14 protein-coding genes are annotated in these 13,694 nt (G+C 53.2%); 4 read left to right on the top strand and 10 right to left on the bottom strand.

The genetic code is table 11. The features are described from left to right. The first annotated feature begins 46 nt into the window (after window positions 1-46). From CLV60_RS02755 to CLV60_RS02765, 3 genes are all read left to right on the top strand, one after another. Entirely contained in the window at window positions 47-1,168 is a 1,122-nt protein-coding gene (locus CLV60_RS02755; RefSeq protein ID WP_106593829.1) for an alkene reductase, read from the top strand. A gap of 62 nt (window positions 1,169-1,230) precedes the next feature. Beyond that, window positions 1,231-1,764, top strand: coding sequence for a DinB family protein (locus CLV60_RS02760; protein WP_106593830.1), 534 nt, complete (start codon window positions 1,231-1,233; stop codon window positions 1,762-1,764). Window positions 1,765-1,770: 6 nt separating this feature from the next. Then, window positions 1,771-2,613 carry an alpha/beta fold hydrolase gene (locus CLV60_RS02765; RefSeq protein ID WP_106593831.1) on the top strand — a complete coding sequence of 281 codons (843 nt, stop codon included), beginning with the start codon at window positions 1,771-1,773 and terminating at the stop codon, window positions 2,611-2,613. A gap of 174 nt (window positions 2,614-2,787) precedes the next feature. Here the strand turns inward: CLV60_RS02765 and CLV60_RS02770 are convergent, their stop codons facing one another. The 5 genes from CLV60_RS02770 to CLV60_RS02790 are packed head-to-tail and all read right to left on the bottom strand — an operon-like array spanning window position 2,788 to window position 7,888. Further along, window positions 2,788-3,264, bottom strand: coding sequence for a hypothetical protein (locus CLV60_RS02770; protein ID WP_106593832.1), 477 nt, complete (start codon window positions 3,262-3,264; stop codon window positions 2,788-2,790). Further along, window positions 3,264-3,809 (bottom strand): hypothetical protein, encoded by a 546-nt coding sequence (locus tag CLV60_RS02775; RefSeq protein ID WP_106593833.1) that lies wholly within the window; start codon window positions 3,807-3,809, stop codon window positions 3,264-3,266. Before CLV60_RS02775 ends, CLV60_RS02770 begins: the two co-directional genes overlap by 1 nt. Then, window positions 3,806-6,535 (bottom strand): hypothetical protein, encoded by a 2,730-nt coding sequence (locus CLV60_RS02780; RefSeq protein ID WP_229210785.1) that lies wholly within the window; start codon window positions 6,533-6,535, stop codon window positions 3,806-3,808. Before CLV60_RS02780 ends, CLV60_RS02775 begins: the two co-directional genes overlap by 4 nt. Further along, a complete protein-coding gene (locus CLV60_RS02785; RefSeq protein ID WP_229210786.1) occupies window positions 6,528-7,310 on the bottom strand; it encodes a hypothetical protein in 783 nt (260 codons plus the stop codon). Before CLV60_RS02785 ends, CLV60_RS02780 begins: the two co-directional genes overlap by 8 nt. 8 nt (window positions 7,311-7,318) lie before the next feature. Beyond that, window positions 7,319-7,888 carry a hypothetical protein gene (locus tag CLV60_RS02790; RefSeq protein WP_229210787.1) on the bottom strand — a complete coding sequence of 190 codons (570 nt, stop codon included), beginning with the start codon at window positions 7,886-7,888 and terminating at the stop codon, window positions 7,319-7,321. Window positions 7,889-8,148: 260 nt separating this feature from the next. Between CLV60_RS02790 and CLV60_RS02795 the strand changes: the two genes are divergently transcribed. Beyond that, entirely contained in the window at window positions 8,149-8,829 is a 681-nt protein-coding gene (locus tag CLV60_RS02795; protein ID WP_106593835.1) for a metal-dependent hydrolase, read from the top strand. A 176-nt stretch (window positions 8,830-9,005) separates the two neighbouring features. Here the strand turns inward: CLV60_RS02795 and CLV60_RS02800 are convergent, their stop codons facing one another. The 5 genes from CLV60_RS02800 to CLV60_RS02820 all read right to left on the bottom strand — a co-directional run bounded on the left by CLV60_RS02800 (window position 9,006) and on the right by CLV60_RS02820 (window position 13,327). Next, the gene (locus CLV60_RS02800; RefSeq protein WP_106593836.1) at window positions 9,006-9,773 is read right to left on the bottom strand and encodes a LytR/AlgR family response regulator transcription factor; all 768 of its coding nucleotides are present in this window, start codon (window positions 9,771-9,773) and stop codon (window positions 9,006-9,008) included. Beyond that, window positions 9,754-10,773 (bottom strand): sensor histidine kinase, encoded by a 1,020-nt coding sequence (locus CLV60_RS02805; RefSeq protein ID WP_106593837.1) that lies wholly within the window; start codon window positions 10,771-10,773, stop codon window positions 9,754-9,756. The genes CLV60_RS02800 and CLV60_RS02805 overlap by 20 nt, the downstream gene beginning before the upstream one ends. A gap of 18 nt (window positions 10,774-10,791) precedes the next feature. Then, window positions 10,792-11,262: a hypothetical protein gene (locus tag CLV60_RS02810; RefSeq protein WP_106593838.1), complete on the bottom strand. Its 471-nt coding sequence runs from the start codon at window positions 11,260-11,262 to the stop codon at window positions 10,792-10,794. Window positions 11,263-11,363: 101 nt separating this feature from the next. After that, window positions 11,364-12,158, bottom strand: a complete 795-nt coding sequence (locus CLV60_RS02815; protein ID WP_106593839.1) for a DUF1223 domain-containing protein — start codon at window positions 12,156-12,158, stop codon at window positions 11,364-11,366. Between the two features lie 224 nt (window positions 12,159-12,382). Continuing rightward, window positions 12,383-13,327, bottom strand: coding sequence for a heme-binding domain-containing protein (locus tag CLV60_RS02820; RefSeq protein WP_106593840.1), 945 nt, complete (start codon window positions 13,325-13,327; stop codon window positions 12,383-12,385). Window positions 13,328-13,694: the final 367 nt, after the last annotated feature.

Raw genomic sequence — 13,694 nt, forward strand, 5'->3', positions numbered from 1 at the left:
TCGGCCGCTGTTGGCGCAGATAGTTTTGTATTCAAAAAAAGCAATCATGAATACAGAGCAAAAGTTGTTGACACCACTTATAACCGGTACGCTTGCATTGCGTAACCGCGTCGTAATGGCCCCTATGAACCGCCGGAGGGCATTGAACGGCGTCCCCGGTGCATCCGCGCCCGAGTATTTCGGGCAACGGGCAGGCGCGGGCCTGATCATTACGGACAATACCGCCGTGGCGCCGAACGGCATCGGTTACATGGGTACCCCCGGAATTTACAACCAGGCGCAGATCGAAGGCTGGAAACGTGTTACCGAAGCGGTGCATGCGCGTGGCGGGCGGATTTTCATGCAGCTCGTGCACGCCGGGCGCATCGGGCATTACCTTAATAATGATGGACAAATGCCGCTGATCGCGCCGTCGGCGGTGACGGCCGAAGGGCTGATACGCACGGCGGGGGAAATCCATTTGCCCAATAGCGAGCCGACAGAGGCCAGCGCAGCGGACGTCCGAAGGCTCATCGACGAGCATATTCAGGGAGCGGTTAATGCGATCGCGGCAGGTTTCGATGGGGTTGAAATACATGGTGCGCATGGGTTTCTGCCGGAGCAATTTCTGCACCCGCACACCAACCGCCGTACCGACGCCTATGGCGGAAGCATTGCTGCCCGCAGCCGTTTCCTGCTCGAAATCGTGGCAGGGACTGTGGCGGCGATCGGGAAGGAGCGCACCGGAATACGCCTTTCACCCTTTGTGAAACTCAACGACCTGCCCGATTATGCCGAAGAGGCCGAAACGCAGCGACATGTGGTGGATGCATTGCAGGAAATGGGCATTTTGTACATCCATTTGTCCGATCAGGGGCCCGTGGGGCACGGCAGAATCCCGGAAGCGTACATCCGTGACCTGCGGCGGCGCTTCGATGGACTGGTAATCCTGGCGGGAGGTTATTCTGCCGAAACAGCCGAAGCTGCTTTGCATGCCGGTCTCGCTGATCTCATTGCCTTCGGTAAGCCCTATATTGCCAATCCCGATTTGACGGAACGTTTCCGCCTGGATATCCCCCTCGCCACGGGCGACCCTGGGACCTACTACCAGGGCGGCGACGAGGGGTATGTCGATTATCCCGTGCATAGCCGCGCATTTGTCGCAAATACCACCGCTGATTGTCGTTAAACCCCGCGCATTTTTACCGGCGATCGGATTAGGTTTGTAAGATCATCAGCACATCTTGAAAAATGAGAGTCAAGGACTATCACCACACCATCGATATCTGGCTTCGATCGCTGGAACCTTACGATATTGCCCGGCTGCTGGCCCAGCCTGGCCCTGGCGCGTGGTCGCTGGGGCAGGTTTATATGCACATTCTGGACGAGACGGAATTTTATTTCAGTCAGATCAAAGTCTGCCTCGCGTCGAACGACCATGCGATGGAGGAATGTACTTCGGAGGCGAAAACCATGCTGCGCAACAACGCATTTCCCGATGCTATCCTCGACGGGCCGCCTTCGAATGCATTTGTCCGCCAGCCTGCCGGCAAGCAATCGCTCATCGACCGGCTCCTGCAACTGAAAACCATCGTCGCCGAAACCGACCTGTTGATTGCCCAGAGCCTGTTCCATGGCAAGGCGAAACATCCGGGCCTGCATTACCTATGCGCGGAGGAGTGGTTCCAGTTTTCAGAAATGCATTTCAGGCATCATTTGCGGCAGAAAGGGAGGATAGAGTCGTTTTTGGAACGTACATTTGGTAAGTACGAGCCTCAAACCTGATTTGAAATGAAACTGAACCTTCTGATCTGCTGCTGCTGGCTGGCATGCACAAATGCATATGCACAGATAAAGCCGGACACCGCGCTATTGGGACGCAATCCGAAGGCGGGCCATTTCGCCGACGTGAGGGGTGTGAAGCTGTACTACGAAATATACGGCTCAGGCAAGCCGGTCCTTTTCGTCCACGGTAATGGGGGCTCCATGCGTGATTTCAAACATCAGCTTCATGCATTTGCGAAATCTTACAAGGTAATCCTCGTCGACAGCCGGGCGCAGGGAAGATCGGAGGACAAGGGCGACTCGCTGTCGTACGAAATGATGGCCGATGACCTGCATGCATTGCTGGAACAGCTCAAAATCGATTCCTGCAATGTGGTAGGGTGGAGTGACGGCGGTATCAATGCATTGCTCCTCGCTTTACGCCATCCCGAAAAGGTACGGAAACTGGCGGCCACCGGTGCCAACCTCTGGCCGGATTCTACCGCGCTGGACCCGTGGCTGTATAAAAAGATACTGGAATGGGACGCTGACCTGACAAAGCAAATTGCTGACCCAGTCAAGCGCAACCAGAAAAAGCTCATGCACCTAATGGCCGTCCAGCCGAATATCACGCTCGAACAGCTGCACCGGGTACACTGCCCCTCGCTCATTATCGGCGGTGACCACGACGTGATCATCCCCGAGCACACGGTTCAGATCGCGAGGGCCATTCCGAAGTCCTACCTATGGATACTGCCCAATTCGGGGCATTCGACGCTGGTGCATTACGCCTCAGATTTCAACCGTATTACGATGGCGTTTTTTGAGAAGCCGTTTCGGGAGATACGGGAGGCGGGGATGTTTGAGTAGCGCCTGCGGCGTGAATGGCGCGAAGGTAGGCCTTCGTGACCAAATATTTGCAGGCCTCCGGCCGGTCGATGCCGCGCATCTTGGTTGCATTAGTGACCGGCCGGAGGCCTGCGAATAGTATGTACAAATCAGGAGATTTGCACCAGTGCGTCGGCTGTCGGGCCCGCAGGGCCCCTACAACCCCGAAATCGTATAAGTCACCGTCGTCGTGTACGTCTTCACGGGCAGCATTACGGAGAGCCCTTCTATTTTGTATTGAATCGGGATGTTGTCGCGGTGGGCGGTGAGGTTGAGCAGGCCGCTGAAAAATGCCTGAGGCGAGCTGGTGAGCTGGATGTAGGTGGTGCCGCCGGTGAGGATGGCAATGCCGGTTCCGTTGCCGGTCCGCTGGACGGACAGTTTGAGCGAGGAGTCCCAGTTGGAGGTCGTGCTGAGGTGCGCGGTGATGGACCATGCGAGGAGTGCATTGACTTTCAGGAGGGTCTGGGAGGCGCTGCTGGTTTCGATATGCTCATAATTTTTGCCGGCCTTGGTGATCGTCGACGACAGCGTCGGGATTGACCACGTCGCTCCGCTGTTGATCGAAATCGTTTGTGCGGAAGCGGCGAATCCTGCGAAGCTTGCAAGGCAGAAGGCGATAAGATACTTCATCAGTTGTCGACCATAGTGTAACGCACCGTCACGTTCGATGTGCCGCTGCGGATGTTGGCATAATTCTGTATTTCCAGCGAATAAGTGAGCTGGAAGCCATTGCTGCCGTAGGTAATGCCTGTATAAGCACCTTTGATATTGTCAATAAAACTCGTTGGAGTGTTGGTCAGGTACTTGTTCGCCGTGACGTAGCTGTTGCCGCCCGTAAAGCCCAGCCCCGAGCCTACGTACGCGGATACGTCGAGGCGCAGGCGGATGCCCGCGGGTAATGTTCCTATCACGTCGCCCTTGATGCTCCGCGACCCTCCGCTCGTGACAGCCGAGGTGAAAATAAGCCAGTTGGTATTATTGGAAGAGCCTGTTGCGACGGCATTCCCCGCTTCGGTCGGGGCGGTCATTTGCAGGTTAACGCTGTTGGAGCCCGACGGCAGGATGTCTACCAGGGCGACGGACGGCATGGTGATGCTCACGTCCACGTTCGCGACCGTCTGCGCGTATGAGGCGAGATTGGCTAAGATGCAGCATATGAGCAGTATGTATTTCATTTTTTAACAGATACTTCAAAGTTTCGCTCCGAAAAATGGATCCGCTTCTCGTTCGGCCTGATCCGGAACGAGAGATCGAGCGTCTTGTCGGTTTCTACCGTGAGCTGGCGGTTACTGTCTTCGACGACGAAACGATCCTGGCTGCCGGGGATGAATACCGATATTTCCCAGGTTCCCGGGCGTATTTCACGGAATGAGAATTCTCCTTTATCGTTCAGCTCGGTTAGGTAGCTGCCGTTTTCACCATGTAATTTTACCAGTACCGTCGGCTTTTCAGTCAATACCGACGATAACCCATTCTGTTTTGCTTTTAAAAATTCGATCCTGCCCGCGATGCTGCCGGTACGCGTCAGCGGGATTTCCACTACACTAAGGCTGTCGGGGCGCACATCTACCAGCATAGGCATACGCACCACTGGCACCACGCCATCGCTGCCCGATTCGTTTTGGGTAATGCTCAGGTAATATTGGTCGGGCGCCACACCATTGAAAGTGAACATGCCGGTGCTGTCGGTCATGAACTTGTGGCTGCCGAGCTGGATGAGGTTGCCCTGCTTGCGGAACCCGAAACCCGTGAGCTGGCCTTTTACCGTACCGATATTTTTCTTCCGTCCCAGCGGAACATTCAGCCGCAATGCATATTTGACATTGAAAAACAGCGTGTTCTGATCGGTATTGCCCACGTTGGGAATGTAGGAGCGGCCGCCGGAGAATGAGAAAATGTGTCTTTTCAAATCCAGCACAACCGACGCGTCCACAAAACTTCTCCGCACATACAGCTCATCGGGAGCGTAATTGTTGCGGTAGAGGAAGCTCGCATACAGGTTTCTTTTGATGTTGATCCGTGCATTACCGCCGTAAAAGAACAGATTTTCGACCGTCCCCGATGCCGAAAATTTGCTGGTATGCTGGTGCTCGAAGTATCCGCCGACCCAAATCCACGGAAAAAGCCGGACGACCGGCTGCACGAGGTTTGAAAACGATTCGCTCCGGCCGTTGTCGTCGGGGGCGAGGTGGTTTTTGGAGTATCCGTACCGCCCCTGGTAAAATAGCGTAAACTTCTGGGAAGTGAGGGTATAGGAGAAATTGCTGAAATTCTCGGAGTAGTGGAATGCAGCGGGTTGCTGCCGGTCTTTGCGTTCCGCTTTGGAATAGAACAGGAAAAAGCGGTTGCGCTGGTCGGGCTGGAAGGAAATGTATCCTATATAGCTGCGGTCTTTCGGAGAAACGCTGTACAGGTTTGCGTCGAGGCTGGGGTTTACGTCGGAAAAGTTGTTGCTCGCTCCGATGGTCAGTTTCCGGGTAATGTTGAAGCCGATGTTGTTGTTGAATAGTCGGCTATTGTTGTAAAAGCCATAGAAATGCTTGCCTGCATAAATCACGTTGCTGGTAATGCTGATCCACTTTTTGGCTAATTGCAGCCGCAGAAATGCCCCGTAATCGGTTTTGCCGATGGCCTGGCCGGCGCTTACTTCGCTTTCCAGGTTAAATTCCTTTGTGTGTACGTTCGCGGCCAGGCCCGTCATGTGCGACCAGAAGCGCCTGTCATGGAAAAACACATTCTTGGAAGCATAATGCACGCCGATATGGGCCGATTCACCGAATTTGTATAAAAACTTCCCTCCAAACGAGTCTTTCTGGTTCATGAAAAACCGGGCCTTTTGGTAAAATACCGTGTAGGCCACTTTCTTGAACTGCTGCTCCACCCGCAGCCCTCGCCCGAACCGGCCGAATTCCATCAGGTTGTTGAGCTGCAAAACATAATCGCCCGCGGAGACGAACAGGCGTTTGCGCCAGGCGTAATCGAGGGAATACTGGTCGTAGGTGCCCACCGCCGGAAATACGAACTGGTTGGGCCCGCGCACGATGAAATCGAGGTAATGGCGTTCTTTCTGATCTAAAAAGCCCTTGCCGGTGGCCTGGTACTGGTAGGCTGTTACCGTCCTGCCGCCATAGCGATACGATAAATAACCGCCGCCTACTTCCACCGGGAAGCGGAAGTAGCGGTCGATTTTTCTGACTTTGGAGGAAAAAACGGGTATGCTGGTTACGGAATACACCGGCTCTGCGCCGCCGGTCATCATCACCGAAAGGTTCGACGACGCTTGCCACGCATTGTTGTCGGTGACCGGAATGACTTGCGAGACGGTCACGTGCGTGTCGGCTCCGGGTTCGAGGGTGAGGCTGTCGGCTGTCTGCTCGACCTTTCCGTGGTCGGATTTCAAAAGGAATTTCTCGGCATTGTTGCCCGCATTGCGGATCATGTAGGTAAGCCGGAGCGTGTCTCCTTCACGAACAAATTCGGGCTGCGTCACGACAAAGAGCTCGATGCTGCGGATTTGCCCGATGGTGAGCGGTACCTGTGTGGTAACCTCCTCACCATTCGCATGAACCAGGAATTTCACCAGGTAATCGCCCGAAGGACAGCCTGCGGGCGCAGCTATTACGTAAAAATAACGCACCCGTTGGTCGCCGGTGGCCCTTACCGGACGTCGCTGGGAAAGAAGCCGCCATTTTTCGGGCAACTGTATTTCTTCCCGCAGCGAATCAGGTAGGGGTGTGGTGGATTTGACATCGAAAAACAACGTGATATGCCCTCCGGGTACAACTGCATCCGGCACATTGGCCAGGGTGACGGTCACAGGTGTTTGCCCGTAACCATTCAGTCCTGTCATGAAAAGCAATATGGCGATCAGCCGGTACAATGGGAGAGGAGGATTATTCAATCTGTAAAGAAATGTTCGAACCGAACAGGTCTTTTTTGGTGTCGGCGATGATCACGCAGTCGTACTTGCCTTTCGGCACGTCGGTAATGGGTATCTCAAACGTGCTGCAATTGCCCGGGTAAAGCATCCGGGTGTTGGGCTGCGTGGTTTTGAGTTTGTTACCGTTGCTGTCGTAAACTTCGAGGATGACATTTGTACGCGCGCCGTACGCACCGTTGTTCTTCAGAACGACTTTCAGAACCGACTGGTCGGCGGAAACCTTTTCGTAGATGACCTTTTCATAGGACAGGGGAGGCCCTTCCACCGGCCCGATGTCCACGATCACCTGAATGGCATAACGTACTTTCGAATTGACCTGAATGCCGCTGTGCGTTTCTTCGCGCACGGGATCTGCTACTTCCACCATAATGACCTCCCAATAAGTGCCCGGCTGGCGGTTCGGATCGGCTTCGATCGTGTACCGCACGTCGTATTCTTCTTTGGTAGCGATCACCCGCTCATCGACATTCGTTTTCAGTCCTGCCCCGAGCGACCTGCCATGGCTACCGATCTCCGGGTAGGCCGCCTGCTGGTCGCATTGCGAAACGAGGTCCTGACGGTATACCAGTATACGGGAGTCTTTTCCGCCGTCATTTTTGACCTTAATGGCCCCCTGGACCTTTGTAGTGGGCGTCGGAATGCTGTGGTTGTGCGTCAATCCGTTCAAGATCACTACCGATGCCCGCGTGTACCGGGGCATCAGTAGCATCATGCTGAGTAAGGCAATCCATTTCATTCGGAATCTCAGTTGTCAGCGAGTGTGTAGGTCACGGTAACGTTCGTGGTGCCGGAGCGCAGGTTTGCGTAGTTGGCATCGGCAGCAATGAAAGAATAGGTGAGCTGGTGGCCGCTGGTCGGTCCCGAAGCCGTGTAGGCACTTCCGATATCGGTAATGAGCGCCTGATCGGTTGTCGAGAGGTTGAAGCCGCCGGCCGTTGGAGTTCCTTTTGTGCCCGCACCTCCCGCAGCAGCAGCGGCTACGATGTGGATGTCCACGCCGTCGACCAGCGCGCTGGCTTTCACGTTCACTTTCTTGGTGGTCGTTCCTGCCTGGATCGACGTGTAGTTGAGCCAGATCGTACTGTTGTCGGCAGGAGCCAGGATTTTTTCACCTGCTTCGTCGTTGGTGGGTTTGGTAAAACTGGCAGTAAAGTTTTTGGTTGCGGAGGTTTCAAGGTCAAGCAAAGCTACGACAGGTACAACCACGGAGATCGCGTGGTTGTCGGTTTGTGTGTCCTGCGCCACTGCACGGCCTGAAAAGCCAGCCAACATCACCACAAACATGAACGAGACGAGGGAGAAACGTTTTTTCATAATCATGAAAGAATTAGATAAGTGAATTTTAATTCGCACCTGTAAATGCTCACGAATGTAGAAGTACTTTTACAAATTTCCAACAAAACTGGGAAATATTTTCCCCATAAAGTACTGTATTTGAATACCTTCGGTTACATATGTTCAAATGGATTCAAATGGACGATTAAGCAGTCGTCTTATTCTTTCACTTTTTTTTGTGCCAGCATCATTTTGACAGCTCCGTGCACCGCAGTATTATTACATTAAAAACTGAGACGATGAACATAACCTATTACGGCCACTCTTGTTTCTCCGTAGTGGCGGGAGGCAAAACGATCCTGTTCGATCCCTTTATTTCAGGCAACGAACTGGCCAAAGGCATTAATCCCGACGATATCCGGGTGGATTATATTTTTGTTTCGCACGGGCATTTCGACCACTCGCACGACGTGGTGAAGATCGCCAGCCATAACGATGCGATGGTGGTGGGGAGCTGGGAACTCTACACGCATTTTGGTGCGCAGGGGGTGAAGAATGTGCATCCATTGAACCCGGGCGGTAAATGGACGTTCGATTTCGGTACCGCGAAAGGTACGGCGGCTGTGCATTCGAGCAGTTTTCAGGATGGTAGCTATGCCGGTGTGGCGGAGGGTTTTGCATTCAAAACCGAAGACGGTAACTTCTATTACAGCGGCGATACTGCGCTGACGCTCGATATGTCGCTCGTCCCGAAATGGGCGAAGCTGGATTTTGCGGCATTGCCTATCGGTGATGTGCTTACGATGGGGATTGAAGACGCTATCGAGGCGGCCAAACTGCTTGGCGTAACCCAGGTACTGGGCGTGCATTACGATACTTTCGGATTTATCAAGGTCGATAAAGCCGCGGCGATCCAGGCTTTTGCCGATGCGGGCTTGACGCTGCATTTGCCCGAAATAGGACAGACCATCACGATCTGAGGGGGCGGGGTGTATTTTTAATTCATTTTTAATTACACCGCCTGCTTCTTAACGATATATTTCGACCACAATAACAAGTACACCAAGTGCGGTTATTGCTATTGAGTTATGTAGTCAAAATCCATTGATCCTATTATGTTCAATGGATTTTTCTTTTTAACACTACCGTAGCCCGGCTACCGGTTTTCGAGCCAGCCTAGAAAATGGCTCACTTTTTCCTTTCCTATCAGCAGTTTCTCGGGCGTCGGGATCGTGAGTTTGATGAAGAGCTTCCGCGAGAAATAATGCTCCACTTCCTTTACCGCATCGAAATTGACCAGATACTGGCGGTTCAGCCGGTAAAACTGTGATGGCGACACCATGCCCTGCACTTCTTCCAGCGGTTGTGTGATGGTGTAATCCTGGTTATCAAACGTGCGCAGCCAGGTGGTTTCGTTGTGGATGTAAAAGAAGGCGATCGTCTCGGTTTTGATCGTGATGTATTTGTTTTGCTTGAACACGAGGAAGCTTTTCTTGCCTTCGGGCTCGCCGAGCCTTTTCAAAAGCATTTCGAGCTCGGGTACCAGCGGCTTTTCTGTGGAGAAATAGCTTTTCAACTGACTCAGTTTGTCCAGCGCGCCTTCAATATGCTCCTTTTTAAATGGTTTGAGCAGATAATCGATGCCATTGGCCTTGAATGCCTCGATCGCATAGTGGTCGTAAGCCGTGCAGAATATCACCGGCGGCACCACCTTCACCGATTCGAAAATTTCGAAACACAGACCGTCCGAAAGCTGGATATCCATGAAAATCAGGTCGGGCTGGGGCATTTCGGTGAGGTAGGAAACGGCCCGTTCCACGCTCTGGATCGTGGCCACCACCTCGGCCTCGGGGCGGAGCGTGGTGATCAGCTGCGCCAGCGAGCGGGCCGTTTTGATTTCGTCTTCAATGATTACGATTTTCATGAATAAGCGGCAGTTTGACCCTGAAATATTCCTGGTCGTTTTCGATTTGTACTTTTTGGTTCAGCAGGTGGAAATACCGGCGATTGATATTGTCGAGCCCCACCTCGGTGGAATGCTCGGGGTTTTTCTTCAATTGCAGCGGGTTTTCGATGACCAGCAGGCCATTCTCTTCATATATGGTAATGTGCAGCGGCTTGTCGAGCGAAACCACATTGTGTTTAATGCAGTTCTCTACCAGCAATTGTAATGTGAACGGCGGTATCCAGGTACGGTAAACATCCTCCGGGACCCGGTATTCCAGCTCGATACCCTCCTCAAACCTCGCTTTGAGCAAATACATATAAGCGTCGAGTATTTCAATCTCTTCCGCAAGACTGATCAGGTCGAGCTTTCTGTTTTCCAGGGTAAAACGATAGAAATCAGATAGTTTTAGTATGAAATCGACACTGTTTTTATCTTCCAGCTCCACCATCGATTTCAGGGTGCTGAGGCTGTTGAAGAGAAAATGCGGGTTGACCTGCTGTTTCAGCAATTCATATTGAGCGCCGAGGTTATCGGCTTTACTGCGTTCCAGTTCGAGGATCACCTGCTGGTTGCGGTGGGTCTGATAGAGCAAATGCAACAGCATGTAGAAGATCAAGTTGATCATGATCCCCCGCACTTCGAACATCAGTACCACCGGCCCGAAATCCAGCGACGGGATGGCCAGCTTCTGCGCGCCTACCATCAGGAACATGAGCACGATGCCGATGGCGATACTCCGGAACAGCAGCGGGTACGAAAAGCCCGACGATGAATGCCCCTTCGTGAATTTGGGCAGCGAGTAGATATTGAAATACCACACAAACAAGGTGAACGAGGTGGTGATCAACGCGCTGGTAATCGCCTCGAAACCATTGGGATGCTTCTCGGCTATTTTGGGAACGGTGGTGAGTATGCCCAGCGACACGGAACTCAGCCAGACGATTACCGCCGAAACCCTGAATGTCTTTTGTACCATGATTGTTCGTGAACCGGTTTACGGGAAAACAGACGCCCGTTGGGCAAATATAAAACTAATCCGCTCTGCATTGCTTAAAACGGCATTTTTGGCACTTTTTGAATCCGAACCTTCCGTCGAATAGTCGACGACCGGGCCCGACTCGCCTGCCGAGACAGTCACCGTCTCCACCGACTTTACGGCGCCATTGATATTACTTCCGAACCACAACGGGTTTTGTTTGAGGTCCCAGGTAACGAGCTTGAAAACTTCGCCCGGCGAAGCGTCGCCCGGCGTATGTGTGTCGCGCTCGCGGCTCGCATGTGCGAGGGCTTCGTCGTTGCCGTAAAGTACCGAAATGGTGCCGGTACGGTCGTTGTGGAACGACGTGATGACGTGCAGGCCATGGTCGTCGAAGATGGTTTCCGGCGCAGGCGTGAGCTTGCGGGAGTCGTGGCAAGCTGCTAATGCGAGTGACGCGGAAATGAAGACTGCTATGAGGTTTTTCATGAGCGTATGGTTTGTTTTGATGTTTTGACCGCCGACGGCCGACGGCTGACCGCCGGGTGGGGTATGGTGATCGTTTGGGATATTTGACTATGGACGATACTTTAACGCGATCGGCCGTCGGCGGTCAGCGGTCGGCCGTCAACAACAGGTCTGTCAGCAGCCACAATGCTACCGTTCTGCGTGTTTTGTAGGAACGTAATCACTTCCCATTCGTTCGCGTTGAAACCATCGGGCAGGTTTATCGCTACGTTGCCGCTGGTCGTTGCCGGGAAGCTCTGGATGCGGCGGACGATCTGCACGTGGGGGAGCAACCGGCCCGCATTCTCGCCGCGTTTCACCATGGTATGTGCCACTTTTTGCACCAATGCAACCTGCAAAACGGTATTGCGTCCTGCATTTGTCGTTTGATAGCTCAGTTTCAGTTTACCTGCTTCCATTTGCGCTTCCGCGTTCAATTGTGCCGGTGCAGCGGTATTCAGTTCGATATTCAATGCACGTTTCAGCGTTTCTTCCTGTGAGCCGATGAGTTCATGCTTGCCATTGACGATAGCTTGCGGCGTGTAAACCGTTTCGAGGTTCAGCCAGCTTGCATATTGGTATTGACGCTTGGTAAAATCTTTTTCGCTGAATACATCGCGCCAGCCCTGGTGATTCCAGTAATCGACGTGGAACGCGAGCAGGTAAACCGGCTTGCCCGCATTCTCCTCCTGAATTTTCGCCAGCAGCTTATCAGCAGGCGGGCAGCTCGAACAGCCTTCCGAGGTGAACAGCTCTACGACGGCGAAGCCTTTGTTGGCAGTATTGTCGTCGGTATTTGAGGTACTTGCATTAAAAGCCATAGCGGAGATCGAAATGCCAAGAGAAAGGAAAAGCGAAGTGATGATGGTGGTTTTCATGATTTTTGGTGATTTAATGGTTGAATGGGTTGTTTTGACCGCCGACCGCCGACCGCCGACCGCCGACCGCCGACCGCTGACCGCCGAGTGAGGTATGGTGATCATTTGGGATAATTGACCACGGACGATGGATCGCGGATCACGGTTTTTGCTGAATTGTGACAGTTGAAGCCATGTGCCAGTCGGCGGTCGGCGGTCGGCCGTCGGCCGTCAATTCCAGTCCGTCACTCCCCAACCGGCCGCGTCGGTATATCGAATACGAACCCGGTTCCTTTCGCCAACTGGTGACAGTTGATGCAGCTGGTTGCGAACGAGGCGGTTTTTCCGTAGGGCTTCAAATCGAGGCCGCTGAACCTTGCGAAGCCCCAGCCTTCGGTGTCGGCGAATTTTTTGGCGTCGCGGACCATGATCTGGATGTTGTTGAAATTGCCCGGTTTTACATTGCCGTCGGCGTCTGGTGCCTGACTGTTCCATACTACTTTCACGATCACCGCACCGTCGGGCCAGGGGAGAATTTTGTTTGCTTCCAGGGCTTTCACGGCAATGTCGTTTCCGTAGATAATGCGGGAAGTACCGTTGTCGGGGCGGCCGGTGGAGCTGATCACCTTCCAGGTTTTGTAGTCTTCGAAATAGCGGATGCCGTTGATGGAGGTCGGTACGTGCGCTACTTTGGGTTTTTCCATGATCGCGGCGGTATCCCCGGCGGCGTAATGCTTCTTGGAAATGCTGGTCACATAGTTTTTTAGGATGGTGAGCTCCTCGGGCGTCACTTTGGCGGACGGGTGTGTGGCTGTGTATTCGGGCAGCGGCATACGGCCCGCGTCGATCATATTGACAATGTACCAGAGCTTACCTTCCTGATCGGCCTTGGGAATACTGTCCCATTCCGAAAAATTAAAGCGTTTGCGCGCTTCCTCCACGTCCGCAGCGACTTTGTAGGAGAATGGCGCGACTTTGTCGTACCAGCGCAGGTTGCTTTCGTTGGAGTGACAATCGTAGCACGAGCGTTTCAGGATGCGGGTCACTTCTTCCGGTCCATGAAACTCGGATGTTACCGGCGGGTTTTCGACCGTAGGGCTGTTGACCTGCAATACAACGAAACTGGTGAATAGAATGCCGGCCAAAACGGCTACTGCATTGCGGTATTTATGGTGTTTAAGGGCGTTCATAGCGGTTTGTTTTTTCTCAAAAGTAGAATGGCGAGCCGCCGTGGGGAATCGGAATCGGGGTGAAGTGGACAGATTGGGGGGCGAAGTGGACAGGGCGTGGTTGGGTTTGGTCAGGCGCGGTCAGGTGTAGTCAGGTGTAGTCAGGTGTTGTCAGGTGTGGTCAGATGTGGTCGGGTGTTGTTGGAAGAAAGGAAAGGGGAAGAAGAGGAAGGACGAGTGCCCAATCGCGTAGCGATGTAATATTGGTAGCAACAGCAATGAGAACAGGCCAAAAATCCCGTCAGGGATGTAACAACAAATCTTGCATTTACATTAATGCTGTCGTTACTCGTCGATCCTTCCTCCATGGGTCGCACTTTTTCAACCT

The sequence above is a fragment of the Dyadobacter jiangsuensis genome, from assembly GCF_003014695.1.
GTDB lineage: Bacteria > Bacteroidota > Bacteroidia > Cytophagales > Spirosomataceae > Dyadobacter > Dyadobacter jiangsuensis.

Excerpts from the sequence above, each read along its gene's own strand:
- CLV60_RS02755 (WP_106593829.1), top strand. The coding sequence starts at position 47 with ATGAATACAGAGCAAAAGTTGTTGACACCACTTATAACCGGTACGCTT.
- CLV60_RS02770 (WP_106593832.1), bottom strand. The coding sequence starts at position 3,264 with ATGAAGTATCTTATCGCCTTCTGCCTTGCAAGCTTCGCAGGATTCGCC.
- CLV60_RS02820 (WP_106593840.1), bottom strand. The coding sequence starts at position 13,327 with ATGAACGCCCTTAAACACCATAAATACCGCAATGCAGTAGCCGTTTTG.
- CLV60_RS02810 (WP_106593838.1), bottom strand. The coding sequence starts at position 11,262 with ATGAAAAACCTCATAGCAGTCTTCATTTCCGCGTCACTCGCATTAGCA.
- CLV60_RS02765 (WP_106593831.1), top strand. The coding sequence starts at position 1,771 with ATGAAACTGAACCTTCTGATCTGCTGCTGCTGGCTGGCATGCACAAAT.
- CLV60_RS02815 (WP_106593839.1), bottom strand. The coding sequence starts at position 12,158 with ATGAAAACCACCATCATCACTTCGCTTTTCCTTTCTCTTGGCATTTCG.
- CLV60_RS02760 (WP_106593830.1), top strand. The coding sequence starts at position 1,231 with ATGAGAGTCAAGGACTATCACCACACCATCGATATCTGGCTTCGATCG.
- CLV60_RS02800 (WP_106593836.1), bottom strand. The coding sequence starts at position 9,773 with ATGAAAATCGTAATCATTGAAGACGAAATCAAAACGGCCCGCTCGCTG.
- CLV60_RS02785 (WP_229210786.1), bottom strand. The coding sequence starts at position 7,310 with ATGAAATGGATTGCCTTACTCAGCATGATGCTACTGATGCCCCGGTAC.
- CLV60_RS02795 (WP_106593835.1), top strand. The coding sequence starts at position 8,149 with ATGAACATAACCTATTACGGCCACTCTTGTTTCTCCGTAGTGGCGGGA.
- CLV60_RS02775 (WP_106593833.1), bottom strand. The coding sequence starts at position 3,809 with ATGAAATACATACTGCTCATATGCTGCATCTTAGCCAATCTCGCCTCA.
- CLV60_RS02805 (WP_106593837.1), bottom strand. The coding sequence starts at position 10,773 with ATGGTACAAAAGACATTCAGGGTTTCGGCGGTAATCGTCTGGCTGAGT.
- CLV60_RS02790 (WP_229210787.1), bottom strand. The coding sequence starts at position 7,888 with ATGAAAAAACGTTTCTCCCTCGTCTCGTTCATGTTTGTGGTGATGTTG.